Genomic DNA, 26,767 nt, shown 5'->3' with positions numbered 1-26,767 from the left:
CAGCGATGCCCGCAACCCACCCGCCCACGCCCGACACGAGCAGCGCCGACACCGGCGGGCAGGCCGCCACCCGGGTGCCTACCGGCACTGGCTGGCCCACCGACCCACCCACCGCATCACCAACTGGCCGGGCGACCGGCACCGGCTGGCCCACCGACCCACCTGCGGCGAAGGAGCACCCCGATGTCTGAACCGGAGATCCGCGCGAAGATCCACGCGGACGTCGAAGCCCCCGACAAGATCCTCTACGGGCTGACCGCCCGGCAGGTCACCATCCTGGCCGCCGCCGCCCTGGCGGCGTATCTGATCTGGCGGGTCGGCGCCGGCTGGCTTCCGACGCCGGTCCTGGCCGGTGCTCTCATCCCGCTGACCGCCGCCGCGGCGGTGCTCGCCCTGGGCCGCCGCGACGGGCTCAGCTTCGACCGGTGGCTGCTGGCCGCGCTACGCGCCGCCCGCGCCCCACGCCGGCTGGTGCCCGCCGCCACCGAGGTCACCGCCCCGCCGCGCTGGGCACCCGCCGGCACAAACCCTGCCGCGGATCCTGCGCCGGCGGTGCTGCGGCTGCCCACCAACGGCATCACCGAGGCCGGAGCGATCGACCTGGGCGGCAACACCTACGCCGCGCTGGTCGCCGTGTCCACTGTGAACATCGGGCTGCGCACTGGTGAGGAGCAGGCGGCGATGCTCGGCGGGTTCGCCCGCTGGCTGCACGCCCTGTCCGGGCCGACCCAGATCGTGGTGTCCACCCGCCGGGTCGACCTGGCCGCCCACGCCGACCGGGTCCTGGACGCCGCGCAGGCCCTGCCGAACCCGGCCCTTCACGATGCGGCCTGCGACTACGCCGGCTTCCTGCTCGACCTGGCCGAGCATCGCGACCCGCTATGGCGCACCGTCACCATCGCGCACACCGCGACCGGCCGCCACGCCGATATCGAAGCGATGCGGCAGGCCGAACACACCGCCGGCGCCCTGTCGGCGCTCGGCGCCGCCACCCGGGTCCTGGACGGCGGCACCGTCACCGGCGTCCTGGCCGCCGCGACCGACCCCTATGCCGGTGTCGACCCGCATCCGGGCCGGGCGCGGCCGGACCAGCCGGTCACCACCAACGGGTGGAGGCCGTGATGCGGGTTCCATGGTTGACCCGGCCACGCCCGGCACCGCCGCCCGCCCAGGGCGCCGACACCGCGGCGGCGACCGCGGTCCTCGGCCCAGCCGCCGTGGAGGTCGCCGCCCGGCATCTGCGGGTCGGGGATGGCTACGCCGCCGTCCTGATCGTCACCCAGTATCCGGCGGAAGTGTCCGCCGCCTGGCTGGAGCCGCTGCTTGCCTGGCCGGGCCGCCTCGACCTGACGTTGCACATCGAACCGCTCCCGGCGCCGGTTGCGGCTCGCCGGTTGCGGGCGCAGCGGGCCCGGCTGGAAACCGTCCGCCGCTCCGACGCCGACCACGGCAGGCTGCACGACCCGAACACCGAGGCGTCCGCCGAGGATGCCGCCGACCTGGCTGACCGGGTCGCCCGCGGCGACGCCCGCCTGTTCCGGGTCGGGATCTACCTGGTCGTGCACGCCCCCACCCTGGACGAACTCGGCGAGTCGGTGGCCGAGGTGCGAGCCATCGCCGCCTCGGTTCTGCTGGACACCGTCCCGGCCACGTGGCGGCAGATGCAGGGCTGGACCTCGGGGTTGCCGCTCGGGGTGGACAGCCTCGGCATGCGCCGGGTCTTCGACTCCGACTCCCTGGCCTGCGCCTTCCCGCTCGCCTCCGCGGACCTGCCGGCGCCGCTGCCCGGCGACCCACCCCAACCGGGCGGTGTGCTGTATGGGCTGAACACCGCCACCGGCGGGGTCGTGTGGTGGGACCGGTGGAACGCGGACAACTACAACAGTGTCGTGCTGGCCCGAAGCGGTGCCGGCAAAAGCTACTTCATCAAGCTGGAGATCATCCGGTCCCTGATCGGCGGGGTGCTGATCCAAGTGATCGACCCGGAGGACGAGTACGTCCGCCTCGCCGCCACGGTCGGCGGCACGCTCATCCAGCTCGGCGGCCCCGGGGTCCGGATCAACCCCCTCGACATTCCGCCCGGCGACCGGCATCCGGCGGCGTTCGACCGGCGGGTCCAGTTCGTCGTCACCCTGGTCGCGGTCATGCTCGGCACCGACCACCTGTCCGGCCCGGAACGCGCCGCCCTCAACGCCGCCATCCTGGCCGCCTACGAACAGGCCGGCATCGACCTCGACCCGGCGACCTGGTCTCGGCCAGCGCCGCTGCTGCGTGACGTCCTCGCCGCGCTCGAAGCGGCCGGCACCACACCGGCTTTGTCGCTCGCCGCGCAGCTGAGGCCGTGGACGTTCGGCAGTCTCAAAGACCTCTTCGACGGCCCATCCACCACCATGCCGGACGGGCGGCTGGTCGTCTGGTCCACCCGGCAGCTGTCCGAGGAACAGCGGGCGCCGGCGATGCTGCTCGCCTTGGACGCGATCTGGCGGCAGATCGACACCCCCGCCCCGCAGGCGGTCGCCGACGACCTGCGCCAGTTGGTCATCGTCGACGAAGCCTGGAAACTGCTGCAAGACGACGCCGGCGCCGCGTTCCTGCGCACCCTGGCCAAGTCCGCCCGCAAACGCCGCGCCGGCCTGTCCGTGATCACCCAGGATGCCGCCGACGTCCTGGGCAGCACACTCGGCCGTGCGGTGGTCGCCAACTCCGCCACCCAGATCCTGCTGCGCCAGGACGCCTCCGCGATCGCCGACATCGCCACCGCGTTCGGGCTGACCACCGGCGAGGCACGGCTGCTGCTGTCCGCCCGCCGCGGCGAAGGCCTGCTGCTGTCCGGCGGCCACCGGCTCGGATTCCAGGCGGTCAGCTCCCCCGCCGAGCACGCCGCGTGTACCGGGGACCGCGACGTCGACGGCGGCCAGCCATGACGCCGCTGCGGGTGTGGACGGATCGGGCCTGGCTTCGGCCTACACCGACGCCGTCACCGACCAGCCGCACCCCGCGGCAAGACCACCACGATTCGTCCCACCCGACGATCGACGCGATCGGGCAGGCGGCCTGGTGGCTGCGGGACCGGCCCTGGCTGCTGCTGCTCGCCACCGCCACACTCTTCGCCACGATTGTGGTGCACGGACGGGTGCAGATGTGGCGGCACCAACGCCTCGCCCGGCACGCGCACCAGATCACCATCACCCCACCACCGGAGGTTCAACCCGAAGGCTCGGCGGTGTGGTGGGCGACCCTGGCCCAGATCCTGCGCCCGATCTGGTGGCGCCGGCTCATCTACGGCACCCCACACGTGGCCATGGAGTACCGGTGGGCCGGCCGACAACTGACGATCATGCTCTGGGTGCCCGGCACCATCCCGACCAGCCCGATCGTGGCCGCCGCGGTCGGGGCCTGGCCCGGCACGTCCTGCATGGTCGACAGCGCCGCATCACCACCCGTGCCGCCCCCACCGGCCCACACCGTCACGGCGAAGCCGGACGCCCCCGTCGAGCCAGTCAACCGCGGCCGTTCGACGGTCCCGGGCATGCGCGCCGCGGCTGGCCGGCTGTTCACCTGCCGCGCCAAGGCGAACGCCCCGACCGCGGTCGCCGCTGGTGGCGCCCTGGTCCCGGCCCTGCCCGGCTGGCAGCCGCTGCGCACCGAACACGACACCGACCCACTGCGGCCGCTGCTGACCGCCGCCGGTGGCCTCGGCGACCACGAACACGCCTGCGTGCAGGTCCTGACCCGGCCCGCCACACCGCATCAGGTCCGCCGGCTACGCCGCACCGTCGGCGCCCTCCGCGCCGGTCACCCACCAACCGGTCTGCTCAACCCAGGCCGGTGGCTGGGCGCACTACTCGACCCGCTGCTGCCCACACCAGCCCCCCGCCCCCAAGGCCCGGCCGGCGGCCGGGTAGTCAACGTTCACCACCCGGAACGGGACCGAGACATCCGGGCCGCGGTGGACAGGCTCGTCGACGGCCCGATCTGGCAAACCTGCATCCGCTACGCCGTCGTACACACCAACCCCCGACGGGTGCCCGCCGCCCACCTCCACGCCCGGGTCAAGACAGTCGCGCACGGCATCGCCGGCTCGTACGGCGTCTACAGCGGCGCCCGGCAACGCCTGCGCCGCCTAGCCATGCCCCACCCCGCCCGGGTGCTGGCCGGCCGGCCGCTGCGCGGCGGGTTCCTGCTGTCCACCGACGAACTTGCCGTCCTCGCCGGGCTCCCCCTGGATCTGGCGGTGCCCGGGCTGCTGCGGGCCCGCGCGAAGCCGATGCCGGCACCGATCGAGGTCCCGGCCGGCGGCCGCAACGTCAAAATCCTCGGCCGGGCCGAGGTCGGCGGCCACACCGTCGGCCTCGCGGTCGCGGACGCCCGACATCACCTGCACGTCATCGGCTCCACCGGCACCGGCAAGTCCACCCTGCTGGTACGGATGATCGTCGCCGACATCCTGGCCGGTCGGGCCGTGGTGGTCATCGACCCCAAAGGCGACCTGGTCACCGACGTCCTCGACCGGATCCCCGCCACGATGGCTGACCGGGTCATCCTGATCGACCCCGACCAACGCGTCGGGGACCGGCTCAACCCGCTACTGGGCGACGACCCCGATTTGGCCGTGGACAACATCGTCTCCATCTTCTCCAAGATCTTCCAAAGGTTCTGGGGACCACGGATGGACGACATCTTCCGCATGGCCGGCCTCACGTTGATGCGGCACGCCAACCCGGTCCTGACCAACATCTCCCCGCTGCTGCTGCAAAAACAGTTCCGCTCGCAGCTGACCGTCGACCTGGACGACCCGGAAGGTTTGCGCGGGTTCTGGGACTCGTTCGAGACCACTCCGCACGCCCAACGCGCCCAGATGATCGCCCCGGTGCTGTCCCGGCTGCGGCTGATCCTGACCCGCCCGTTCCCGAAGTACACCCTCGGCGCCGCCACCTCCACATTCGACATGGCCAAGGCGCTGAACACCGGCGGTATCGTGCTTGCCCGGCTGCCCAAAGGGCTGCTGGGTGAGGACACCGCCAGGGTGATGGGCTCGTTCGTACTGTCCACCGCCTGGCAGGCCGCCACCGCCCGCGCCCGCGTCCCTGAGGACCAGCGCCGGGACGCCACCGTCTTCGTCGACGAGGCGCACAACTTCCTCAACCTGCCCGGCTCGGTCGACGACATGCTCGCCGAAGCCCGCGGCTACCGCCTGTCCCTCGTCCTCGCGCACCAGAACCTGGCCCAACTGCCGAACGAGACCCAACGCGCTTTGTCGGCCAACGCCCGCAACAAAATCTTCTTCGACATCGCCCCCGAAGACGCCGTCGATCTGGCCAAACACACCCTGCCCGAGCTCGACGCCCACGACCTGTCCCACATGGACGTCTACCGCGCCGCCACCCGGCTGGTCGCCGCCGGCCGCCCCACTCCAGCGTTCACCCTGCGCACACTGCCGCCGACCGACCCGGTCGGCGAAGCCACCGCGATCCGGCAGGCATGCACCGCCCGCGTCGCCAAGAGCGACCCGGACGAACCCACCGGCATGCAACGGCTGGCCCGCCGCAGATAACCAGCACCGCGTCGGATGGCGACAGTCCCGGCGCCGGTGCCAGGCCCGGCTCAGACCCGGCGCAGCCATGGTCACCGAACTGCCGACCCTACGCCGGCCCACACCAGCCCAACACCGCAGCTAGGAGACGGTCATGCCCGCACCCATCCGATCCCAACAGTCCCCACAGGGGGACTCACTCCTACCGGGGGAACCCGTGTCCACACCAAACGATCGACGGTCCGCTCCCCGCTCCACCCGCCGCACACTCGTCGACATCTCCCCCCGGCTCCAACCCCGCGACTACGCCATCGCCGAACTCCTCGTCGACCACCAAGTCCTCACCACCCGACAACTCACCAACATGCTGTTCACCTCACCCACCACCTGCCTGCACCGGCTGCACACGCTGCGCCACCTCAGCGTCGTCGACCGCTTCCTGCGTCACCGGCCCGGCCAGCCCGAACCCCTGCACTGGGTCCCCGGGCTGCTCGCCGCCCGCTGCGTCGCACTGGCCCGCAACGAAAAGCCACCCACTCCGGCCGCGGTCTACGAACGCAAAGACCGCGCCATGATGCGCCCCGACCTGAACCACCTCATCGGCGTCAACCAGTTCTTCACCGACCTCATCGCTTATGCGCGCGCACATCCCGAGTATCGGCTGGCCCGCTGGTGGCCCGAGAACCACACCGTCGACGCCTTCGGTCGCCGGATCCACCCCGACGGGCACGGCGTCTGGAACCACCCCGACGGTAGCGTCGGCTTCTTCCTCGAGTACGACACCGGTACCGAGAAACTGCCCGTACTGACCGACAAACTCGACGGCTACCGGCGGCTACGCCGCGAAGGCGGACCCCACTACCCGGTGCTGTTCTGGCTGCCCACCCGCACCCGCGAACAGAACCTGCACCGCCGCCTCGCCGACGGCGTCACGCCGGGCATCACCATCGCCACCGCCGCCCGCGACACCGTCAACGGCCACAGCCCCGCAGGGCCCATCTGGCGGCTCTACGGCAACGGCCGCCACCGCCTCCACCTGGCCGACATCCCCGCTCACCACGGCGCCGCCGGCCCGCTCAACCCCGCAGCCCCTACCCCAGACCAGGACCCGCTCGCCGCGCTCAACGGCGCATAGCTCGTCGTGGGTGGCTGGGCTGGCGGTGTTGAGGAAGTCGTAGCAGAGGTTAAGCAGGACGGCGATCTGGTGGCAGCTGTTGGTGCCGGCGCCGTCCGGGTCGAAGGCGGGCTGTTGCTCGCGGCCCGCGCGTTCTGGATGCTCTGATGTGGACACTGCGACTGGGGTGTGGGTCAGGCGGCGGGTTTCTGCCTGCGGTTGCGGGTGGTGCGTAGTCGGTAGGAGTCGGTGCCGGTCTCGATTTTGTGGCTGTTGAAGGTGAGCCGGTCCACGATCGCGGCGCAGAGCCGCACGTCGGTGAAGGTGCGTTTCCACTCCGAGAAAGGCGCGTTGGACGCCACCGCGATCGCCCGGCGCTCCTCGCGTTCGGTGAAGACCTGGAACAGCAGCTTCGCGCCAGCGGCGTCCGGCTCGAGATAGCCAAACTCGTCCAGGCAGAGCAGGTCGACCCGGCCGTAGCGGGCGATGGTCTTGGACAGATGTTTCTCGTCAGCAGCCTCGACGAGCTCGTTGACCAGGTTCGCGGTGGTCGTGTACTTGACCTTCAGCCGGGCCTCGGCGACCGCGGTGCCAAATCCCGATCAGCAGGTGTGACTTGCCGGTGCCGGAGTCGCCGATCAGGCAGAGCGGGCTGCCTTCACGGACCCAGGCAGTGGAAGCGAGGGTGTTCACCGCGGCCGGGGAGATGTGCGGGTTAGCGGCGAAGTCGAAGTCTTCCAGGCGTTTGGGGCGAGGGAACCGGCTTCGCGCACGAGTCGGATCTTGCCGCGTTCCTCGCGGTCGGTGACGTCGCAGGCCAGCAGGTCGGCCAGGAACTGTCTGTAGGAGGCGTGCTCGCGCAGCGCGTCCGCGGCGATCTGGTGGTAGCGGTCACGGATGGTGGGCAGGTGCAGGGTGCGGCAGGCGTCATCGATCGCCGCGTCGGTGGCGTCGACGCCGGGCGCGGCGGCCCGGGTGCGCGGTGGGCGGACCGGCCGGTCGGTGACGGTGCTGGCGGTCATGCGTTGTCCTTTGCTGGGCGAGAAAGCAGTTGGTCGTAGATGTCGACCGACGGCGGTGGCCGGTTGTCCGGTGGGACGCGGCGGTGCGCGTCAAGGTCGATGACCGGTGCGATGGGCAGCTCATCGACAGCCGGCGGCCACTGCTCGACTGGTTCGTCGTCGACGTCGAGGTCCGGCTCCCGTATCAGGTCGGCTGGGTGGTCGTGGTGCAGGCCGCCGGCGGCCTTGCGGGCCTCGATCGCGACCAGCTCCGGGCTGGTGGAACCGACGCCGAGCGCGGCCCGCATCCCGGCGACCACGGCGTGGGCGGGTCGGTGCCGATGCAGCAGCAACACCTCGATCAGTACCCGGGTGCTTTTGGCGTCGCCGTGGGGTGTGCTTGGCCGCGGTCCAGAACTGCTCGTGCACGTCGGTGAACGAGCCCTGGCGCGGGCCTGCGCCAACCCGGTCGATCCGGCCAACGCACGGGCTTGGCGATCAGGATCTCGATGAAGTGGTCCAGGTCGTCGCGGTAGTCGTAGCGGCGGTTGATCCGCGGATGCCGGGCCATTAGGCGGCGGCCGTCGAAGACCAGTACCTCGTTCGCACGCAGCAACAGCCGCACCTTGGCGCCGATGAATCTGGCCGGCATCGAGTAGTAGCACTGGCGCACCACGACCCGCGAATAGCGGTTCACGGTCGGCGTCAGCGTCGCCCCGCACTCGAACTCCTCGCCGGGCAGCGGCGCCAGCAATGGCGCCTCGACGGCGAAGTTGACCCCGACCGGGGTCGGGCTGCCGTGCACGTGCCGGCGGTCTTCGGCGGCGTCGATGACGGCCAGCTTCTCCTTGAGCTCGGCCAAGGACTCAACTTCGGGCACCGGGACCAGGTGCGTGCGGCGGAAGCGGCTGCCTTCCTGCTCCACTCCGCCTTTCTCGTGCGCGCCGTCCTTGCCAGGCTGACAGTAGAAGGCGTCGAAGCCGATCCCCGGTGAGTTCACGAATACTGACGCCGCGCCTTCCTGAACTCACCGCTGCAACAGCGCAGCAACGGCCGAGTTCGACCTTCGTGGCGCTACTGACAATGAGCGCCGTCGCGCTCATTACGCTGCCGCCTGCAGCACCGCGCAGCACTCATCCCTCGATGCGAATCACCGCGGACGGCCGCGACCTGTCAGCCGTCCTTTGTTACTCAGCCGGTCCCATGCGGTTGTCGGCCGTCTCTGTGGCGAGCAGCCCCCGCAGTATCTCCATGTCGCCGATGTCTTTCTGCCGCCATGGCCGGCCGTGGCGCAGGTGTGGAAACTGCTCCTTCATCGCGAGCATGCCGGAAGCGCTCATGGCCAGGACCGGCGTGCCGTCGAGCGTCACGGGCTCGTCGTCAAAGGATCCTGGCGGAAACCGCCAGTCAGAGAACCCCCCGATGGGCTGGTAGAAAGATCCGTCCGGCCGCCGGTCGAAGTAGGCGGTGCTGAAAGAGGTCCCGTCAAGGATGAACTCGCAGGCCTCTTCTGGCGGCTGAGTCGACAAAGCCGTGCCACCAATCCCTTCGATCAGCGCCCTTGATTGGTCGGCGTGAATGCGTTCGACCCAGAGCTCCACGTCGCCGTGCTCTCGCGTGATCCGGCCGATCCTTGCGTCGAGTCCCCAGCCGCCGAACAACCACGCCGAGATGCCCTCAGCTTGCAAGGCCGCGATGACCTCGCGGATGACACGCAACTGCGCCCTGGCCTTTGAATCCATGGATTGATCCTGTCATGCAGCGGACGGCGCACCCATGTCCCCTGGAGCAGTGGATCGTGATGCTTATCGATTCACTTCGAGTTGTTCACGTCGGGTTCTGGTCGGCGGGCTCCGGCCAGACAGTCTTGGCGTAGCGCAGAGCGGGTTTGGCGGTGAGGCCGAACATTGCGGCGATGTGCAGCGGGTCACCGTTGGCAGCTCGCGCCTCCTCCAGGATGCGATCCTCGCGAAGCTGGGCGGCGGTGGCCGGCAGGCCGTCGAAGAGGCAGGTGAGCCAGTGGGCGCTGACCGGTCCGCGTTCGTGGGCGTTGCGTCGCGTCAGCTATAGGTGCTGGTTTCCCGTGTCTGGCCAGCGCTGATGCCGGTAGTCCAGGTAGGCGGCCAGCGCTGCGGCGGTGAACGGATCCAGGCGCCGTCGGGCGTGCCCAGGTCGACGCGTTGGTTGGGTAGATCGATCTGATCGAGCGTCAGGCTGCGGACCTGATGAGGGCGTAAGGCGTGGACGCCGATGAGCGCCACCACGGTCTGCAGGGCTGGGTCGTTCTTGGCCGCGTCGCCGATGGCGTGGAGTGCTTCGCAGGTCAACGCGGCCGGCGTGCTCGGGTTGGTACTTCCGACGTGAATTCGTGTGAGCGGATTGGCGAAGACCAGGCGCTGGGCCTTGAGGACGCCGAATAGGTCACGCAGGGCGTGAGCGTCGGAGGCCCGGTGTTTGCGGTCGTCGAGCCAGTCGAGCACGTCTTGGCGGGTGACCTGGCGAAGCGTGGTGTAGCGGTCGGCGATCTCGGTGAGGAACGGGTGAGCGGCGGCAAGCAGCGTGAAGGCGGTGATGCGGGGCCGGGCTCGCCGCCGTGCAGTGCCGTGTCGTAGCACCGTGATCCAGGCGTCGAGCTCGTCGCGCATCCGCGGGGGCAGCGAGGCGAACTTGGCGTCGATCCGGACGGTGAGCGAGTCGGTGCGATCGTCGACGACGAGGTCGTCGCCAGCGGCGAACAGGACTTCGAGCACACGCAGGCCGGGGACGCCGTGCGGGCTCATCGCGGTGGCGGTGCTGGCCCTGACCGGCTCACCCGGCTCGTGACAGCTGGCGATCATCCGCAGGCCTCGGCGGACCTGTTGCAGGGTGCGTGGTGGCCAGCCGTTGTGCTCGGCCAGGACATCCGCGTGGCGCAGCGCCAGGTGCAAGAAGCCGGGATCGCGGGGCGGGTCGAGGCTGCTGGCATGTCGGCAATCGCGCGGCGCATCGACAAGAATCGGCTGCTCCCAGCCCTTCGGCTGCGCTGCCAGGGCCGCCAGTGTCGGCGGCGGCACTCGTGACCGCACCCACTTCGAGCGCGTCCGGGCTGCCCGGGAGAAACCGGCGAGGAATAGTTGCTGGCCGGTGCTGGCCGCGACGGTCAGGTCCAATGCGGTCTTGCAGTGGGGTCCGGCGATCAGGCTGGCCTGTCGGCGGCAGAGCCGGCAGACGCCCTCGTCGACCGGGACGGCCCAGCGGGCGCAGGTGCGGCAGCGACCGAGCGGATGCATGGTGGCGAAGGTTTCGCAGCCGCGGCAGAGCCGCTGGCGTAGCACGCCCCAGGCCAGGCACTGCTCGCAGCTGCGCGCCGGCCCTCGATAGACGCGTTTGCCCCGGCGGCGCAGTGACGCTGTCCTCATACCGGGGGTTTGCTGCGTCCGGCGTGTCGGCGCTGGATCGGCGCCTCGCCCGCTACGGCCCGCAGCGGAGCTGCCTCGGCCGGGCGCGGCGCCGGCAGCGGGGCGTCTTCCAGCACCAGCAGATCGTTCGGGGTGCAGCCGAGCACCGTGCAGATGATCTGCAGATCTTCGAGCCGGATCGTCACCGGCTGGCTCGACCACAGGTGCGACATCTTCCCGGCGCTGATCACCAGACCGGCGTCCGCGAGCATGGCCTGCAGCTGCGAGGGCTTCCAGATGTCGCGTTGCGCGGCGGCCAGGCGCAGGTTCCACTTCATCGTCGGCTCCCGAAACGGTTCGCGGCCCGCTGGCCGACACCGGCCCATGCGTCTTCGATGTGGGTCTTGTCGACGTGCTCTGGCGACGTCAGATATTGGAACTGTCTGAATGCCCGTGTGCAGACCACCGCGCCACGCCGCCCGCCTGATGGCTGAGCAACACTCGGGCGGGCACTACGTTCAGTGACCGGCAGAGATTGGGTCCGGAATCCCGACGTGTGCGTGTGGCCGCGCGTCCGGCCGAGGCCGCCGCCGTACAGTTGATCGCGTCGGCGAGCGTTGTACCCGCGACCGCCCGCCGACCCTGCGGTGACGCGGTGGCCAACGCGAACATTGACGACTCCTTCGCGTCAGCGCCTTACCGGCGGCAGATCCGGATACCCGATGACCGACGATTCGCTTCCTCTCTAGTCTCAGCTCTTCAACGGGCGCGGCTGGCTGAGGTGCCGAGGAACGCGAAAGTGCTTCTGATCTGGGATGACATGACTTGTCTAGGACCAGAATCGTCGTTTTCGAAGGCACTCTCAAGGTGCAGAGTACCGGCACGCGTCCGAAGGTTAAGGTCACCCGCTCACGGCCGCCGCCCAGTGCTGGTTGAGGGAAAGCACCTGTCCGGTCAGCGGGTCCGCCACCACGACGGCCGGCCCAGACGCAGCGCCGAACGGCGTACGGCCAGCTCACGCACGATCGGGTCGCCGAATCCCAGAACCTCGATCTGGTCGGGGAGCCGGTCCTCCAGCATCGCCTCGTACTCCTCCTGATGGCCCTGGTCGAGCAGCTCGGCGATCAGGAAGAATGCGATGGTCGCGGTTTGCCGGTGGGTGCGGCCGAGCACCCGGTCGGCGTCGGCCAGCCCGGTGCGCAGGGTGGCCAGCGCCGCGGCCGGGTCGCCGCCGTCTTTCTCGCAGCCCGCGAGATGCCAGCGGGCCCGGATCACCTCGGGATGGCCCGGTCCGAGCAGTTGAGTGCCCTCGTCGACGACCCGGCGCAGGACAGCACCGGCAATCGCGGGATTGCCGGCGCGCCGGGCCGCGGCCCCGTGGTCGACCCAGTCCTGGATCGTCTCCGCGGTGATCGGCCCGGACGGCTCGGCAGGTTCGAGGTCGCCCGGGTTGTCCTCGGCGGCGATCGCCCGGCGGATTAGGGCGGTCACCGGATGATCGGCGCCGAGTTCCCGGTCGGCGTCGGCCAACACGTCCCGCCACACGGCGAGCGCCTCGGCGGGCCGGCCGCTGTGCCGCTGCACCGCGCCGACGTTGATGATCGCCTTGAGGGTTTCCGGGTGGGCCGGCCCGAGCACCCGCCGGTGCCGGTCGGCGACCCGGCGGGCCAGCTCCAGTGCCCGGTCGAAGGCGCCGATGGTTTGCAGATCCACCGCGAGGTTGGCGTAGGCCAGCCAGATCGCCGGATGGTCGGGGTCGAGCCGAGCCGCCGCGATCGCCTCTTCCCGGACCCGGACCGCGCGGTGCGGCGCGCCTTCCTGCTCGTGCACCGACGCCCGGTGGTCACGCACGGTCAGCAGTCGCGGGTCGTCGTCGTCGAGCAGCCGGGTCGCGGAGCGCACCGTCCGGTCGATCAGCGGCCGGGCCGCCGCCCCGTTCTGCGCGGTGAGCAGCACGACCGTGGCCCGGTCGAGCAGGTCCAGCACCCGAAGGAAGTCGTCATCCGGATCGGTCAGCGAGATCCAGGCCAGCATGTGTGGCAGCAGCCGGAAGCACCGGGCCGTGATGGCCGGATCGTCGTCGCCGAGGTAGGCGCGCATGTACAGCACCGCCTCGGCCCGGCCGTCGGCCCCGTGCCGCTCGCGGATCTCCCGTTGCAGCTCCGGCGCGATCGACACCGTTCCGTCGGCATCGCCGGCACGCAGGATCCCGGACAGCTGCCGGCGGGTGCGCCGGCCGGTCCAGCCGCGGCCCGGATCGGGCAGCACCTCCGCCGGGATGTCCTCCGGCGCCAGCCAGGCGGCGATCTTCAGGATATCTTTGGCTCGGCTCACCTCACGCTCCCACATGCACGTACGAGGCCCACGTCGTCGGCGCAGCCCGGTGGGTTTCCCGCAGCTTGCGTACGGCGTGGTGCAGCGCGACCGCCGACACGGCTGCTCGTGGCGGATGCTGCCCGCCGGTGGTGAGCCGGTCGTAGAAGTCCCCGGCGAGCCGGGCCGCGATCGTGTCGCTGACAGGCCACAGCGCCCCGATCACGTGCCTGAACCCGGCCAGCTGGAAGGCCGCGGTCAGGTGGGTCGACTCGTCGGTGAGGTCCGGGTCGACCTCGGAGGTGCTGCACGCGGACAGCATCGCCAGTTCGCGCCCGGGCAGGTGCAGCGCGGCCAGGTCGGCGACGGTCAGCGGGGCGGTCTCGTGGTCGGCGAGCAGCAGCCGGCCGGCGCCGGGCCGCCGGGGATCGGACATCGCGTGGCAGGCGAGGTGCACGTGGGTGTGCCCGGCCAGTGCGGCGAGCACGGCTTCGCGGGTTGCCGCCGCCCCGGCGAGGACGGTGCTGCCGGGCAGCAACGGCCCGAGCGCCGCGATCTCCTCGTCGACGCCGCGCAGCGGGACGACACCGGCCACCTCGGGGGCGGCCACGACCAGAGTTCTCGGCGGCGCCGGGTCTCCCCCGGCGCGGGTTTCCCGCAGGGCGCGCAGCCCGGCGGTGTAGGAGGACACAACGTGGTCGAGCACCCCCGGCCCGTCCGCCAGTCCGGCCGCGTGCCACGGCAGATAGCCGAGGAAGCCAATCGGGCACCACCACACCCGCGGCCCGGCGGTCGCCGGCTCACCGATGACACCCAGAGCGTCGAGGATCGGCCGGGCCGCGGCCGTCCACAGCCACTGCAGGGTGGCGCGCACCTCCTCTTGCGCGCGGCGGCGGACCTTGAGCGGGTAGACATCGTCGAGCGCGTAGTGCCGCGCGGCCAGGAAGGTGAGCACCCGGTCGCGGGTCTCGTCGGCGGCCAGGCCAGGCAGTGGCAGCGCGACGACCGGCCGGTCCGGCTCGCCGGTCAGGATCAGCGCCTGCCCGTGCGGGTCGGCGGCCGCGACCAGCAGGATCGGGCCCGCGGCGGCGAGCTCGGTGAGGCTGGCCGCGGTCTCCGGCCGGCCGGTATGCACGGCGGCATCGGCGCGCAACCGGTCCCAGCGGTCGAGCAACTCGGCGCGGTCCGCCGCCAGCGCCCGTTCGGCCTCGCGGGTGCGTTCCGGGCCGGTCGAGCCACGGTCGCGAGCCTGCAGATCCCGCAGCGCCGCGGCGGTCTCCTCCAGGGCGCCGGCGAGCGCCTCGTCGCGGGCCCGCACCCGGCCCAGGTCGCCGCGCAGGTCGAGGGCGTCTTGGGCGAGCAGGCCGCGGGCGCGCTCGAGCAACCCGACCGTACGGACCGGGTCGCCGGACGCCGCGCCGGCGGTGACAATGACCGCGCTGAGATCGGCATACGTCCGCAGGATCTGCTCGCGGTCGGACAAGAGCGCCGCGGTGGAGAAGTTGTGCCGCAGCAGATCGACGACGATCTCCATATCGGACAGTTTGACGGCGGTGGCCGGCCCGGACGCCAGCTGCGCGGCGGCCCCCAGCCGGGTGTCGGGGCGCGCGTCCACCGATCGGGCGACCTCGCGCAGCGCATGCCGGGCCTCGGCCAGCGCGGCCGGGTCGCCGTCAGCGCGGGCGAGGGCGGCCAGCGCGGCGGAGCGTTCGGCGGCGGTGAAGGCGGTCATCTCGGCCGGCGGGCCGATAGCGAGGAGCCGGTCGGCGACACGGATCGCATCGCGCAGCCGGTCCCGGTCACCGCTCGCGGCGCCCAGCGCTCGATACACCCGCAGCAGCGTGACTTGCGCGACCGACGCCGCCGCATGGTGCGCCGGAATCACCGTGGCGGCGGCCTCGGCGTGCTCGACGGCCTCGTGCAGGGTGGTCAGCGGCTCGTCGAGGGCCACCAGGAACAGGTCGGTGAGCGCCTTCGCGAGGATGGTGCGGGTCACGGCGTACGAAACCTGGGCCGCGCCCATGCGGGCACCGACCTCCCGCAGCGCCTCGACCGCCTCCCGCAGTTGGCCCGGATCACGGCGGTGCGCTGCCAGGGTGTAGCGGAACGTGGCGTGATTGACAGCCATCCGGATCGCGTTCGGCGAGTCGTCGTCCGGGGCCAGGGCGGCCTCGGCCTCACCGGCGGCGTGCAGGGCGTCTCGCTGTGCCTCAAGGTCGCCCGTCAGCTCGTACAGCGCCCAGTGCGCACCGGCCAGCACGCCGGTGACCACAGAGCGATCGTCGGGGTCCAGCGTCAGTGTCGCCTCGGCAATGGCAATCGACTCCCGTACGGTAACGAGGTCCCCGTCGACCTGACCGATCACCGACAGTGCGGACGCGACACTGGCCGCTATCGCGATTTTGTCGATAACCGGCTGGGCCGGCAGCGCGAGCGCCCGGCGGCCCCAGCCGGCGACCTCACGGAGACTGTCGAGCCGCAGCTCGTCCAGATAGGCCAGCGAGGCCAGCTGAGCCAACGCGGCCAGCGCCGGGGCGTCGGCCGGCGTGTCCGGCCGGCCGGAGCCGAGCGAGTCGCGGCAGAAGGCGGCGATCCGCTCGTGCCAGGCGGGGTCAGCGACGAGCTTGCCGAGCAGCACGGCCAGATTCGCGATAGCGCGAGCGTCCACATCGGCGGTTTCCCGCAGCACCCGCAGCGCGCGAAGACCGACCGTCTCGTCGTCGCTCAGCGGCGCCAGGGTAGCCAGCGCGCCGCCGAGATTGATCAGCGTGGTCACGTCCCCCGGGTCGAGCTCGTGAGCCTCGTCGAACAACCGCACCGCCAGCGCCAGCAGGTCGAGGTCGTCGTGGTCGTCGCCGAGGCGGAACGCCGAGAAGCCGGTGAGCATCAACAGCTCCGACCGCTCGGCATGGTCCGGTGGCAGCAGGCCGAGCGCGTACAACCCGGTCTCGACCAGCTCGGCGCGGGCGTCGTCGTCGCCCGCCGAGCGCAGCACGTCGAGGTAGCGGACCAGCCGCAGCGCCACCTCGCCGATCCGCGGATGCTCCGGGTAGGCCGCGTGCAGGGCCAGCCGCTGCAGCCCGACCGCGACCTGCAGCGCCGCGGCGTCGCCGTGGTCCAGCCAGTCGGCCATCGCCATCGCCGCGATCTCCTGGCGGCCCTCCGGGTCGTCCGGGAGGTTCGCCGGATCGAGTTTCGACCGGTCTGGACGGCTGGATCGACTCATGGCCCACTCCGCACGGTGGATTTGGACGATAAGCTACTCGCGTGTCCGAGGATGCGCCCGTCGCGCCAGTGTCACATCCCATTCCCGCCGCGCTTGCCGAGCGGATCGGGCAATTCTGCCGGCAGTACGGGAGAAACGATCAGCTTGCCGACCTGATGACCGAGGTCGGCGCCGACGACCTGCTGGCCTCGGCCCTGTCGCTGGCCACTTCGGACAGTGCCGGCCCGGCCGAGGTGACCCGCGCGCTGGACGCCGTCGAGGAGGTCCTCGCCGGCCTCGGCATTCACGGCCTCACCAGCCCGAACCGGGAATGGCGCCCGCTGCCCGGAGTGACCGCGTCGGACGCCGCTCTGTCGGTGTGGGTGTGCCCGGTCCGCCGCTGCGCCCGGGCCGAGACCAGCGCCGCCGCCTGCGGCCTGACCGGCGGGCCGCTGACCGCGATCCCGATCCCCCGGTGAACCCGCTGCTGCAGGAACTGTCCAAGAAGCTCGCCGAGCGGTGGGCGACGCTGTTCCTCGGCCCCGGCCTGCTGTTCGTCGCCACCGCCGCGCTGGCCCGGCACCAGGGTTTCCGGCATGCCGTGGACCTGCCTTTCCTGCGTCGTCACCTGTCCGGGATAACGACCGACACCCGAAACCGGGAAACCGCGGTCCTTCTGATGATCGCCGCGTTCGCCGCACTGGCCGCGGTGATCGCCGGCCTGCTGGTGGCCGCCGCCGGCCGGCTCATCGAACGGTTGTGGACCCCCACCGGAACGGCCCGCTGGACCGGCTGGCTGACCGCGTGGCGGCTGCGCCGCTGGACGCGCCTGCGCACCGCGCTGGCCGAGGCAACCACGCAGGCGGGCGCCACCCTGGCCATCGACCGCTTGTCCGCCGGCACGCCACTCGAGCGCCACTTCCCGCGCCCGCACCGGCTGCGCTCACGCTTGGAGCACTGGTCCGAGGGCCGCCCCGACCAGCCCACCTGGTACGCCCAGCGGATGGCCGCCCTGACCCGGCGCCTGCACGACCGCTACGGCATCGACCTGGCCCTGTTCTGGCCGCACCTTTGGACGATCGCCGGCGCCGACGCCCGCGCGGACGTGCAAGCTGTGCAGGACAATTACGCTTCCGCCGCGCGCCTGGCCGGCTGGGCCGTCGCATACGCAATAGTCTTCCCTGGAACGGGTTGGTGGCCCGCCCTGCTGATCGCGCTCGCGCTGGCCGCCATGGCCCGCAGCCGCGCCCGCGCCGCCGTGAACACGCTGGTCCCACTGGTCGAGAGCATGGCCGACCTGAACCTGCGATCCCTGGCCGACCGTCTCGGCGTGCCGTGCCCGCAGACGTTCACCCCGCAGGTCGGAGCCGAACTCACCACAATCCTCCGCAGCACGGGCACGGCGAACACCTCACCCGATCCGATCCGGCCGGCACCGAGGTGAGCGCGACGCTAGCTTCAGCCCTTCAACAGGCGCGGCTGGCTGAGGTGCCCAGGAACGTGAAAGTGCATTCGCGGGACTGTGCCACGAACGGCACCTCTCTGCTGCCGACGTCTTGACAAAGAGAGGTGCCGTTCGTGGCACAGAACCGGCGAACCAGCCGCTCCCGCGGCGCGATCGTGTCCTCTTGCAGCCCCCGAGCCGCCACCTCGTTGGCGTGGTATCCGAGGACGTCGCGCAGGATGAGGACGGTGCGTTGGCGGGCGGGCAGGACCTGCAGTGCGGTCACGAAGGCCAGGGAGATGGCTTCGGTCTGTTCGTAGTGTGCCTCTGGGCCGAGCGGCACGTTGATCGCGCCTTCGAGGAGGGCGTCGGGGTACGGCTCGAGCCATACGACTTCGCCGATCCGGGTCGGCTCTGGCGGGTCAATGTCGGGGATGTCCCATTGTTTGGCCGGGCGTCGGTTTGCCGAGCGAAGCGCGTTGAGGCAGCGGGTGGTGGCGATCCGGTATAGCCAGGTGCGGACCGAGGCGGCTTGGTGGCCAGGACGTAGCCGACACGGTGACCGGCCAACCGCGAAATCACGCAGCCACACGCCGATCGAACCCACCGGCCGGTCACCCGCACGGTCCACGATCACCATCGGATAGCCCTCACCGTCACGGGCACGCGCGTGCTGCCGCGCGATGAACGCCAGCCCATCCTCGCGCGTGAACGGGCACGGGACCGTCGTCACCAACGGGATATACGGATCGGCCGCGGCCTCCCGCACCAGCCCAACGTCACCCGGCTCGAACGCACGCAACACGTACGGCCCGGCAGCCAGCCTCGGCACCGCGAGCGTTGACGTCACCCGCCGATTCTCGCCATCCCCGCAGTGGTGCTCAAACTCATTGCCAAACGATCAAGGGCAGCAACGCCAACTCGCTACCACCCAAGTAGGAAGTGGCGCTCGTTCTCCTTGCCCGACTGGCGCTCAAACACGTTGCCACAAACATCGATAGGCAACTGGTTGCCTGCCACCTAACCGTAGTGGATTCGGACTCTAAGCTCTCCGTACGCCTCGGCGCCCTCCGCGTTGAGGTCCGCGCGTCGACGGCAGTAGATCCGGTAGCGGACGAAAGTGGCCAGCAGCCCGAGCGCCGCGACGGCGAACGTCAAGAGGTCAAACCCCCACGCCACCCACAGCACGCTCCGGTGCCGATCGCCGCTGACGTCACCGAGCAGAGCTAGAACACCGGCGCCGACGGCGGCCAGCACACCGCCCACAAGGAACCTGACCGCAATCGACCTGAGTCGTTGCCTGATATGGGCGGTGTGGTCTGCCGGATAGATCGGCGCCATGGGATCAGTGTGTCGACCGGACCGCAAATCCTACAAGGACTCGGCGCGGTCACGACGCGAGCGGGACATCTCTCGCCGGCCTCGATGCCGTGCAAGCCAGCCCAGTAGCTTCAAACCCGGCACCTGACGACGCCGCACCCCAACAGTAGTCAACAGCTAGCCCTCCTGCGGCCGCTGAAACCTGGCCAACAGTGCAGGTCTCGGTCGCCCTACCGGGGTTTCTCGCGGTGGCGTGATCTGTTGGGTTGGCGCGGTACGGTCGCATTTCAACAGAGTTTGAGCACCACCTGGGGCGTTGCCCGCTCGCGGTCGCAGCCGCATCAGCCCACCTGCCGCACTGGCCGGTCGGCGGCGTCACTGCCCGCGCAGCCCACGCCCACCCGCACCACCTTTCCCGCCGCTCTTGACGGCCACCGCCAGCCAGATCCAGCTTTCTGGACGCTCACGGCGGCACAGCCGGCACCCACTCACGGGTACGCCCGGCCAATCCCCTCTGCTTCGCCCCCATCGCCGCGTCCGCGACCGCAGACCGGTCCCATGCCTTGCGTGCGCGGGCAACCCGTCTCCCCATGGAAAGGGGGTCTTCCCATGCCGATCGCCATGCCCTGCGGTGTCATGGTCCGCACCATCACGTTCTGGTACCCGGCCGACCATCTGGGCATCGACGACTGGACGGTGCCGCTGGCCACCTACTTCGACGACGAGATCCAGCCGCACCGCCGGCTGCTGGCCGCCGCGCCGCGGTCCGCGTGGTCGCTGCTCGCCGCCCCGCGCAGCGGGCGCCGCATGTGGTGTGCCGGCGGGCCGCTGAACCTGCTGGACCTCGCCGGCACCGGCGCCATCGCCGGCGAAGAGGCCCGTTCCCGCTTTCAGCTGTGGACAAGCACCGGGACGGTTCGTGGGCGTCGACCCGGCCCGGCCGAAGCTGACCTGCTCCGCGCCGGTGAGCAGACCTACGTGGCCTACCACAGCCTGCGTCGCGTGGTCGGCGACGTGTTGGTCGTCATGCGCAACGGCTGGCTGCCGCAGCAGCCCGCCGCGGGCACACCCGACGCCCTAATTGCCTTCGTCCAGCGCGCCACCGGCCTGTTGGCCCAAGCCAACCCCAACGACGTGCTCATCACCGTCGCCATCTGAGCACCGCCCCCGCTCGGTCTGCCCGCGTAGCGGGCACCCACTGGCCGCTGCCTACCGACATCACCCCGCACCGCCGCGGCGACGCCGCCGCCCAGTGGCCCGGCGCCTATGCCGCGCGGGCCGCGGCCCTTTCATCCATGCAGAGTAGGAGGAGGTTTCCCTGTGTTCATCGATTCGCGGACCGTCGTGGTCTGCGTGCCCGCCGCCACCCCGGTGGAAGACCTGGTCGATGTGGCTGGCGCCCGGCTGGCCACGCTCGGCCTGACCACACACGGCCCCGTTGGCCACTTCGTCGTTCACCCTGGGCCCGCCCCACGCCGGTTCATCCGCGGGAAACGCCGCCCGACACCGACTCTGACGTACGGCGGGCCGATCCGCCAGCTGGACCTGGCCGGCATGCGCCACGGCGCCGCCGCGCACGCCGCCGAACTTTGGCAGCTGTGGCAGCAGGTGGTCGCCAAGACCCCGCCTGCGCGGCCGTACTGGTCCTTTGAAGACCGTCACTACGAGGACCCGCAACGGTGGCCGTTGGCCCGCGCGCAGCTGGCTTACACCAGCCAGCCCCGCTACCAGGCCATGGCCGTCTACAACGCCGCCGTGCACCCGGTGCACCAGCTTTCCACTGACCATCTCGAAGCGTTCCAGGCCGGCGCCGACGCCTACACCCGGCTCGCCGCCCTCGCGGCCGTCCCCGCCGACGCGGTCGCCACCGTGCCGGCCGACGCGGTCGCGGTCGCTTCCGGACCGCCGGGCTGGTTCACGCCCACCTCCGCACGCCTGGCCGACCTGGTGGCCTACCTGACGCTCGCCAACCGGCTGCTGGACAGCCTGCCCCTGGACACCCGTCTGGCGGCGCTCACCGCCAGCTGACCGACTCGCACAACCCGTCCGGGCACGGTGTTTCGCCGGTCCCGCCCGAGACCGCGGCGGGACCGGGGGCGTCGCGTATTGGCCTGTCGACTCCGTTCGGCGCCTGCTGCGCGCCGAGCGCTCACCTCAGAAGGAGATCCACATGACCATCGCCAACCAGCCGAGCGGGTCGCTCGACGACGAACAACTCCGCGCTGTGCTGACCCGCGCCTGGGCCGAGTATGGCTTCGGGCCGGTCGCGGACCCGATCGTCCAGTCGTTCCTGTCCGCTGCCGCCGCACGCCGGGCTATCGGACTGGAGCCTGACCCGGCCGGGCACAACCATTTCGACGACGAGCGCGATGGCTGCGTCGCCCGGCTCGTTGAGGACGTCCGCGCGAGCCTGCGACGGCGGGCTGCCGCCCAGGCCGCCACCGACAGGCAGCGCCGGGCACTGCACCAGTTGCAGGTAGACCTCCGAGCAGCTGCGGTCGACGCGCTGGCCACGCAGCCGCAGCTCGCGCAGAGTCTGGAACCGGCGCTGCGGGACTGGGGTATGCCACCGATCCCCACCCCATACGCGGTCACGTTGCAGGTCCCGATCGTCGTCCACGTCGACGCGGCCGGTGAGCAGGAAGCCACGGACCGGGCGACCGACCGGCTCCGCGACGAACTCCACCCGCCGTACGGGATGGACATCGACATCAGCGAGGCGTTCTGCACCGACCTCGCCGCCGAGTAACACCTGCCGCACACGCCGTGCCACAACCGGCTTTGCCTAAGCCACCTCGAAATCCACCGCAGGTGGCGTTCTTCGTATCCGCTCACTCCCGATTGGAGACGCCTGGCCATGACCGACTCCCCGCCCCAGCCCGCCACCGCCGACACCAACGCCGTAACGGTGAAGCCCGTTGAACTCGGCGTCGCCGAGCAGCTCACGGCTGTCGAGCTGATGCTGGCCAATGCATGGTTCGCCATCGACGGCCAACCCGTTGCCCCGCCGGCATGGCTACACCTGGTTGCCGCCCGCGTGGTGGCTGACCTTGGCCCGATCCCCGGCCTGGACACCCTCGCCGGGGTACACCGGTGGCTGGTCGGCTTCGCCGACGCTACCCGCGCCGCTGCCGACGCCGCGCACGCAAAAGCCGACGAGGCGGGGCAGGCGCTGGATGACTTCCACGCCGATGTACGCCGCCGCGCCGCGCACGCCGTGGCGGAGGGCCAGATCTGCCTCTCCGGCACCAATCGCACCCTCGACCGGTTCGGCGTCGATGAGTTGCCCGAGAAATACCGGGTCGACCTGCTGGTCCCGGTCGCGGTCACCGTATACGCCACCGACGAGGACGACGCATACCGGCAAGCCGAAGAAGCCGTCCGTGACGACCTGGTCGGATCCGTCGTCGACATCCACACCTGCGATCTGCGGCATGAGGGCGCCGACGCCACCGGCGAACTCGATCCGGACGATCTCGACTGAACCCGTTCGCCTGGGCCTATCTCGGGTCCTACCACCGTTTCCCACACCGCCGCCGGTTCAGCTAACGGCGGTGAGTGAAAGCGCGCAAGCACCCGGCGCTGACGCCGCTCGACCCCGACGCTGGCGCCCGGCTCGTTGACACGGCACCGCGGCGGGCCGGTCGACCAAACCCCTTGTGGTCCTCTGCGGCCTCCGGCCTGCGACCGCCTTTGCTCTGGTCGGATCCGGCGCGCCGATGAGCCCTCACGCCGATGGGCGTTTCCACGTGGTCGCACATCGCGCTGCGAATCCTTCTTCCGTCGCTCCGCTCGGTTGCCTATGCCGCGCGGAGTCCACTCATGCAGGGAGACAACGATGACCGAGTCGACCAACATCCTGGCCGGTACCGCTGATCCGGCCTGTCCGCGGTTCCGGGTGACCGGCACGCTGCCGGTGACCGTCACCGTCGCCGCCAACCACACCAGGCACGCACGCCTGCTCGCCCTGGCAACCATCGCCACGGCGCTCGCCCCGCACGCCGACTTGCTCGTCGACCTGCACGTCGACCCGCAGGCCGCCTACCCGGTCGGCACCGCCGACACCGAACCGGTCGCCGACGGCGAACCCCCACGGCAGTGGCGGGTACCGGTGACCGTGGCCGGCCACATCGACATCGCCGCAGACGACGCCCTGACCGCTGCGGTGCTCGCCCTGGAAGCCATCCATGGCCGCCTCGCCCCGCACCCCAGCCTCGACGTCGACGCCGCGGCCGCAACCTGCGCCACCTGCGAGCCGATCACCGAAACCACCGTCAACTGACCGCGGTCGTGCTGACCCCGACAGCCCCGGTCAGGGCGTCGCCCTCGCGGGACCGGCCCGCCGCCCCAGCGCCAGGGCGATCCACCGTTCGACCCAGCACTGCCGCCCACGGGGGCTCACGTCGTCGAAATCGCCCGCCCTGCGGGCTGACTCAAACGCGGCAATAGTGCGGCGCCCACGCCAGCGCATGCCCGATGCGGCGTCGCGGCACAGCGCTGCCCTGCTGTAAGCAGCACACCGCTTCTCTGCGGCCGTTGCCCGGCCACTGACCCACCCGCGCGAACGCGCAACGTCCGGGCACGGCCACCTGGCCGCGCCCGGACTCCGTCTGTCCACAAAGGAGATCCGGATCGTGAGCCATCCAACGCACACCCCAATCGTCCAGCGTCCGATGCTGCGTCTGGGCCAGCAGGTGCATGTCAACGCCCGCGCCAGCTGGCTTGCCGCCACCGTCACCTCGATCGCCCCGGTCAGTGTCGGGGTCCGCTACCACATCGCGACACCGCTGGCCCCGCTGGTCGCGCCGTGGCTGATCCGCCCCGCCGCAGGAATCCGGCTACAACCGGTCCACCAGCTCGCCGCCGGCGATCAGGTGGTCGCCTACGACGGCGCCATTCAGGTCATCAGCGGCCCGCCCTGGCGGGGCCGCGACGGCTGGTGGGTGCTCACCTACGACAACGGCGAATCCGCCGTCCTGCCAGCATCCGCCGTTCTGCGTCTGAACGACCCCGGTAGTGGCGATGCCTGAGGCGGCCGATTGTGACGCTGCCTCGCGGCCGGCGCGGGCAGGGACAGGGTGTGCGCGCTGCGGCGGCGCCGCAACGGCGCTGGGAGGCCGTCGGTGGTGCCCGTCGTGCGGCATCTATCTGGTCCTTGATGTCGACTCCGGCGAATGGGGTCAGCCACGCCGAGCTCGACCATCGCCAGCGCGAGGCCCGCTCCCGACGGGCCGTGGGTGTCTCCGCTCGGCTGGCTGCCGCGCACTGCCTGGGGTCCGCAGGTTGTTGCCGGCCGGCTGGTCGGCCACCGCGTCGCAGGCGATCAGCGGGGCGACGCACACCATCGCGATCACACCGCCGGTCGGCGCCGTGGATGCCAGCGCGTACCTGTCCCCGCCCGCGTCGGACAGTGACAGCGGTTGGACCGTGCGGATCCACCACCGTGCCGAAGGCATCGGCTTTCCGCTCTACACCGCCGGCGGCGCCCACGCCGCTACCTACTCCACGGCGCCGGACGCGGCTGCTGCGGCCGTCGCAGCCCTGCGCTGCGAAACCGCGCGATAGACCCGCCGCAATCCCGCGACTACGGGCCATAGGCGAGCCAACCCGGGGCCGCCACCGGCGAGCGTCCGCACAGAAAGGTTCTCATCCGCATGACGATCTTTGACCTTTTCAGCGCGACCGAGGGCCACGACGGGCACCGGCGTGCGTCCGGCCTGACGGCCGTGGTGTGCCTGCCGCCCGGCAGTTCCGACAACCCGGCCGCGGTGACCGCGGCGGTGCAGAGTCGGCTGCCGGCCCTGGTTCATCCGCAGATCGACCTACGCCTGAGCGAGACGGCCTATCTGTCCCGTACAGGTCTCACCGCGCGCGAACACCGGCAGCTGGTCGGCGCCGGTGCCGTGGTGGACGGGCGAGTTGGCTGCGCGGGTGGACCGATCGGCTTGCTGGACCTGCCGGCCACCCGCGAGGTCGCCGCCGCCGCAGCCCGGCAGTTGTGGCAGCGGCACCACAGCGTCGTCGCCGGGACACCGCCAGCGGCACCGTGGTCACAGTTCGCCGACCGCAACGAGGCTGACCCCGACCACTACCCGTATGCCACCGCGGTTTGCGAGTTCACCGCGCAACCCCGGATCGCGACCATGCTCGCGCACGACGAGTTCACCACTGATCCCGACGACACGTTCACGCTCGACGACTATGGACCGGGCCTGGCCGCCTACGACGATGGGCCCGCTGCGTACGCCGACTACCGCGCCGGTGTCCTGCTCTACGGCGACGTGCTGATCGGCGTCAACGGCCGCCCGGTGACACCGACCGGGCAGCTGCTGCCGTGCACCTCGCACACCTGGCCGCAGCGGCAGGCATACCACCAGCTCGCCGCCGCACACCTGGCCGACTGCGAGCCCGGGACCGTGCTGCTGTCCGTCACCGTGCAGGGCAGCGAAAACTTCTAGCCCCGCACCCCGCTCGCCCGGCCGGTCCCCTTTCGTGGGACCAACCCGGACATTGGCACCCGTTGGTATCTGGTAACCGCGTCGCCGCTTGCACCCGCCTGCGGCGACGCAGGCGGCGACGCGCACCTCCACTGGCGAAGGAGCGCGCCATGCCAGCCACGGCCTACCCCGTCGGCACCTCCCGGCGTCCACGGTGGACACCCGCCTGGATCGGGCTGCCCGACCTGCCCGCCCCGTACCCGGCGCTCGTGGCTACCCGCCGCCGCCGACACACCAACCCGATCGCCCGAGTAAGTCTGCCGGTCCTGCAACGGCTCGCCGGCGACACCATCGACCGCTGGCACACCGACCCCGAACCCGGCCGGCTGCTGCCCGTCATCACCCTGCACGACGGCGACGTTCACATCCTGGCCCGCTTCGGCGACCGCGACACCCCCGTCGAACCCCTGCCACCAGACGCGGACGGCCTCTACCGCATCGCCGGCCCGCTATGGCCCTGGATCGTCAGCCACTAACCGGCACACCCCAAACCCTGCGCGGGTCGCAGCGCCGTTGCCCGGCGCTGACCACCGATGAAAGGGGCGTGCCTGATGGCTTCCTTCCTGCAATCATTGACCAGCTGGCGCCGCTACCGCGACCGGACACTGGCATTCGCCGCAACCACCACGCTGGCCGGCCTCTGCCTTTACCTGCTCACCGGCTTCGCCTGGATCGTCGCCGCGGTGCTTATCGCTGCCACCGCGGCGTTTCTGGCCGGCCTCCACACTGGAACGGCCGGCACCCGGGACCTGCTCGGCGCCGCCTACACCGACCCGGTCACGGGCCTGGCCACCCGGGCGGTCGCCGACCACCTGCTGTGGGAAGCCGACCGGGCCGGCATCGGGTTGCGGGTCGCGGTGGCCGACGTGGACAACCTCAACGAAGTCAACGCCGTCGGGCACGCCGAAGGCGACCGCTACCTGACCACGATCGCCCGGCGGCTCGAGGCCGCAGCCAGCGCTC

At 71.1% G+C, this 26,767-nt stretch carries 28 protein-coding genes and 1 pseudogene; 17 read left to right on the top strand and 12 right to left on the bottom strand.

What is annotated here, in order from left to right; genetic code table 11:
- Positions 1 to 5 precede the first annotated feature (5 nt).
- The 5 genes from ACTMTJ_RS34985 to ACTMTJ_RS34965 all read left to right on the top strand — a co-directional run bounded on the left by ACTMTJ_RS34985 (position 6) and on the right by ACTMTJ_RS34965 (position 6,668).
- On the top strand, positions 6 to 191 hold the full coding sequence (locus ACTMTJ_RS34985; protein WP_441222960.1) for a hypothetical protein: 186 nt from the start codon (positions 6 to 8) through the stop codon (positions 189 to 191).
- On the top strand, positions 184 to 1,122 hold the full coding sequence (locus ACTMTJ_RS34980; protein WP_441222959.1) for a PrgI family protein: 939 nt from the start codon (positions 184 to 186) through the stop codon (positions 1,120 to 1,122). The genes ACTMTJ_RS34985 and ACTMTJ_RS34980 overlap by 8 nt, the downstream gene beginning before the upstream one ends.
- On the top strand, positions 1,122 to 2,924 hold the full coding sequence (locus tag ACTMTJ_RS34975; RefSeq protein ID WP_441222958.1) for a VirB4 family type IV secretion system protein: 1,803 nt from the start codon (positions 1,122 to 1,124) through the stop codon (positions 2,922 to 2,924). The genes ACTMTJ_RS34980 and ACTMTJ_RS34975 overlap by 1 nt, the downstream gene beginning before the upstream one ends.
- Positions 2,921 to 5,554, top strand: coding sequence for a helicase HerA domain-containing protein (locus ACTMTJ_RS34970; protein WP_441222957.1), 2,634 nt, complete (start codon positions 2,921 to 2,923; stop codon positions 5,552 to 5,554). Before ACTMTJ_RS34975 ends, ACTMTJ_RS34970 begins: the two co-directional genes overlap by 4 nt.
- A 196-nt stretch (positions 5,555 to 5,750) precedes the next feature.
- Positions 5,751 to 6,668 (top strand): replication-relaxation family protein, encoded by a 918-nt coding sequence (locus ACTMTJ_RS34965; RefSeq protein ID WP_441222956.1) that lies wholly within the window; start codon positions 5,751 to 5,753, stop codon positions 6,666 to 6,668.
- Between the two features lie 173 nt (positions 6,669 to 6,841).
- Here the strand turns inward: ACTMTJ_RS34965 and ACTMTJ_RS34960 are convergent, their stop codons facing one another.
- From ACTMTJ_RS34960 to ACTMTJ_RS34915, 10 genes are all read right to left on the bottom strand, one after another.
- Entirely contained in the window at positions 6,842 to 7,216 is a 375-nt protein-coding gene (locus ACTMTJ_RS34960) for an ATP-binding protein (RefSeq protein WP_441222993.1), read from the bottom strand.
- A complete protein-coding gene (locus ACTMTJ_RS34955; protein WP_441222992.1) occupies positions 7,158 to 7,355 on the bottom strand; it encodes a hypothetical protein in 198 nt (65 codons plus the stop codon). The genes ACTMTJ_RS34960 and ACTMTJ_RS34955 overlap by 59 nt, the downstream gene beginning before the upstream one ends.
- A complete protein-coding gene (locus ACTMTJ_RS34950) occupies positions 7,337 to 7,669 on the bottom strand; it encodes a hypothetical protein (RefSeq protein WP_441222955.1) in 333 nt (110 codons plus the stop codon). Before ACTMTJ_RS34950 ends, ACTMTJ_RS34955 begins: the two co-directional genes overlap by 19 nt.
- The gene (locus ACTMTJ_RS34945; RefSeq protein ID WP_441222954.1) at positions 7,666 to 8,004 is read right to left on the bottom strand and encodes a hypothetical protein; all 339 of its coding nucleotides are present in this window, start codon (positions 8,002 to 8,004) and stop codon (positions 7,666 to 7,668) included. Before ACTMTJ_RS34945 ends, ACTMTJ_RS34950 begins: the two co-directional genes overlap by 4 nt.
- Before the next feature lie 5 nt (positions 8,005 to 8,009).
- Positions 8,010 to 8,648 (bottom strand): Mu transposase domain-containing protein, encoded by a 639-nt coding sequence (locus tag ACTMTJ_RS34940; RefSeq protein WP_441222953.1) that lies wholly within the window; start codon positions 8,646 to 8,648, stop codon positions 8,010 to 8,012.
- Between the two features lie 187 nt (positions 8,649 to 8,835).
- Positions 8,836 to 9,390 (bottom strand): nucleotidyltransferase domain-containing protein, encoded by a 555-nt coding sequence (locus ACTMTJ_RS34935; protein WP_441222952.1) that lies wholly within the window; start codon positions 9,388 to 9,390, stop codon positions 8,836 to 8,838.
- A 318-nt stretch (positions 9,391 to 9,708) separates the two neighbouring features.
- Entirely contained in the window at positions 9,709 to 10,917 is a 1,209-nt protein-coding gene (locus ACTMTJ_RS34930; protein WP_441222951.1) for a hypothetical protein, read from the bottom strand.
- A gap of 125 nt (positions 10,918 to 11,042) precedes the next feature.
- Positions 11,043 to 11,363 carry a helix-turn-helix domain-containing protein gene (locus ACTMTJ_RS34925; protein WP_441222950.1) on the bottom strand — a complete coding sequence of 107 codons (321 nt, stop codon included), beginning with the start codon at positions 11,361 to 11,363 and terminating at the stop codon, positions 11,043 to 11,045.
- Between the two features lie 616 nt (positions 11,364 to 11,979).
- Positions 11,980 to 13,359, bottom strand: coding sequence for a tetratricopeptide repeat protein (locus ACTMTJ_RS34920; RefSeq protein WP_441222949.1), 1,380 nt, complete (start codon positions 13,357 to 13,359; stop codon positions 11,980 to 11,982).
- 1 nt (position 13,360) lies between these two features.
- A complete protein-coding gene (locus tag ACTMTJ_RS34915) occupies positions 13,361 to 16,564 on the bottom strand; it encodes a CHAT domain-containing protein (RefSeq protein ID WP_441222948.1) in 3,204 nt (1,067 codons plus the stop codon).
- A 41-nt stretch (positions 16,565 to 16,605) separates the two neighbouring features.
- Here ACTMTJ_RS34915 and ACTMTJ_RS34910 point away from each other — a divergent pair, with 41 nt between their 5' ends.
- Together ACTMTJ_RS34910 and ACTMTJ_RS34905 are read left to right on the top strand one after the other, a co-directional pair.
- Positions 16,606 to 17,022 carry a hypothetical protein gene (locus ACTMTJ_RS34910; protein ID WP_441222947.1) on the top strand — a complete coding sequence of 139 codons (417 nt, stop codon included), beginning with the start codon at positions 16,606 to 16,608 and terminating at the stop codon, positions 17,020 to 17,022.
- On the top strand, positions 17,019 to 17,987 hold the full coding sequence (locus tag ACTMTJ_RS34905) for a hypothetical protein (protein ID WP_441222946.1): 969 nt from the start codon (positions 17,019 to 17,021) through the stop codon (positions 17,985 to 17,987). Before ACTMTJ_RS34910 ends, ACTMTJ_RS34905 begins: the two co-directional genes overlap by 4 nt.
- A 22-nt stretch (positions 17,988 to 18,009) precedes the next feature.
- Here ACTMTJ_RS34905 and ACTMTJ_RS34900 read toward each other — a convergent pair whose 3' ends face one another.
- Both ACTMTJ_RS34900 and ACTMTJ_RS34895 read right to left on the bottom strand, forming a co-directional pair.
- Positions 18,010 to 18,837 (bottom strand): hypothetical protein, encoded by an 828-nt coding sequence (locus ACTMTJ_RS34900; RefSeq protein WP_441222945.1) that lies wholly within the window; start codon positions 18,835 to 18,837, stop codon positions 18,010 to 18,012.
- A 170-nt stretch (positions 18,838 to 19,007) separates the two neighbouring features.
- Positions 19,008 to 19,328 carry a hypothetical protein gene (locus ACTMTJ_RS34895; RefSeq protein ID WP_441222944.1) on the bottom strand — a complete coding sequence of 107 codons (321 nt, stop codon included), beginning with the start codon at positions 19,326 to 19,328 and terminating at the stop codon, positions 19,008 to 19,010.
- A gap of 588 nt (positions 19,329 to 19,916) precedes the next feature.
- Here ACTMTJ_RS34895 and ACTMTJ_RS34890 point away from each other — a divergent pair.
- The 10 genes and pseudogenes from ACTMTJ_RS34890 to ACTMTJ_RS34845 all read left to right on the top strand — a co-directional run.
- A complete protein-coding gene (locus ACTMTJ_RS34890; RefSeq protein ID WP_441222943.1) occupies positions 19,917 to 20,465 on the top strand; it encodes a hypothetical protein in 549 nt (182 codons plus the stop codon).
- 162 nt (positions 20,466 to 20,627) lie between these two features.
- Positions 20,628 to 21,335, top strand: a complete 708-nt coding sequence (locus tag ACTMTJ_RS34885) for a hypothetical protein (RefSeq protein ID WP_441222942.1) — start codon at positions 20,628 to 20,630, stop codon at positions 21,333 to 21,335.
- Between the two features lie 142 nt (positions 21,336 to 21,477).
- Positions 21,478 to 22,056 (top strand): hypothetical protein, encoded by a 579-nt coding sequence (locus ACTMTJ_RS34880; RefSeq protein ID WP_441222941.1) that lies wholly within the window; start codon positions 21,478 to 21,480, stop codon positions 22,054 to 22,056.
- Positions 22,057 to 22,164: 108 nt separating this feature from the next.
- Positions 22,165 to 22,791 carry a hypothetical protein gene (locus ACTMTJ_RS34875; RefSeq protein WP_441222940.1) on the top strand — a complete coding sequence of 209 codons (627 nt, stop codon included), beginning with the start codon at positions 22,165 to 22,167 and terminating at the stop codon, positions 22,789 to 22,791.
- 354 nt (positions 22,792 to 23,145) lie between these two features.
- Complete coding sequence (locus ACTMTJ_RS34870) at positions 23,146 to 23,589, top strand: hypothetical protein (protein WP_441222939.1); 444 nt, start codon at positions 23,146 to 23,148, stop codon at positions 23,587 to 23,589.
- A 352-nt stretch (positions 23,590 to 23,941) separates the two neighbouring features.
- Positions 23,942 to 24,337: a hypothetical protein gene (locus ACTMTJ_RS34865; RefSeq protein WP_441222938.1), complete on the top strand. Its 396-nt coding sequence runs from the start codon at positions 23,942 to 23,944 to the stop codon at positions 24,335 to 24,337.
- Positions 24,338 to 24,590: 253 nt separating this feature from the next.
- Positions 24,591 to 24,872, top strand: a complete 282-nt coding sequence (locus ACTMTJ_RS34860; protein ID WP_441222937.1) for a hypothetical protein — start codon at positions 24,591 to 24,593, stop codon at positions 24,870 to 24,872.
- Positions 24,873 to 24,961: 89 nt separating this feature from the next.
- Complete coding sequence (locus tag ACTMTJ_RS34855) at positions 24,962 to 25,765, top strand: hypothetical protein (protein ID WP_441222936.1); 804 nt, start codon at positions 24,962 to 24,964, stop codon at positions 25,763 to 25,765.
- Between the two features lie 149 nt (positions 25,766 to 25,914).
- Complete coding sequence (locus tag ACTMTJ_RS34850; RefSeq protein ID WP_441222935.1) at positions 25,915 to 26,280, top strand: hypothetical protein; 366 nt, start codon at positions 25,915 to 25,917, stop codon at positions 26,278 to 26,280.
- Between the two features lie 57 nt (positions 26,281 to 26,337).
- A pseudogene (locus ACTMTJ_RS34845) lies at positions 26,338 to 26,733 on the top strand (hypothetical protein); the annotation flags it as partial.
- Between the last annotated feature and the right edge of the window lie 34 nt (positions 26,734 to 26,767).

It is taken from the genome of Phytohabitans sp. LJ34 (genome assembly GCF_052068095.1).
GTDB lineage: Bacteria > Actinomycetota > Actinomycetes > Mycobacteriales > Micromonosporaceae > Phytohabitans.
The sequence above is the reverse complement of the archived record's forward strand: the minus strand, read 5'-3'. Positions and strand labels throughout refer to the sequence as shown.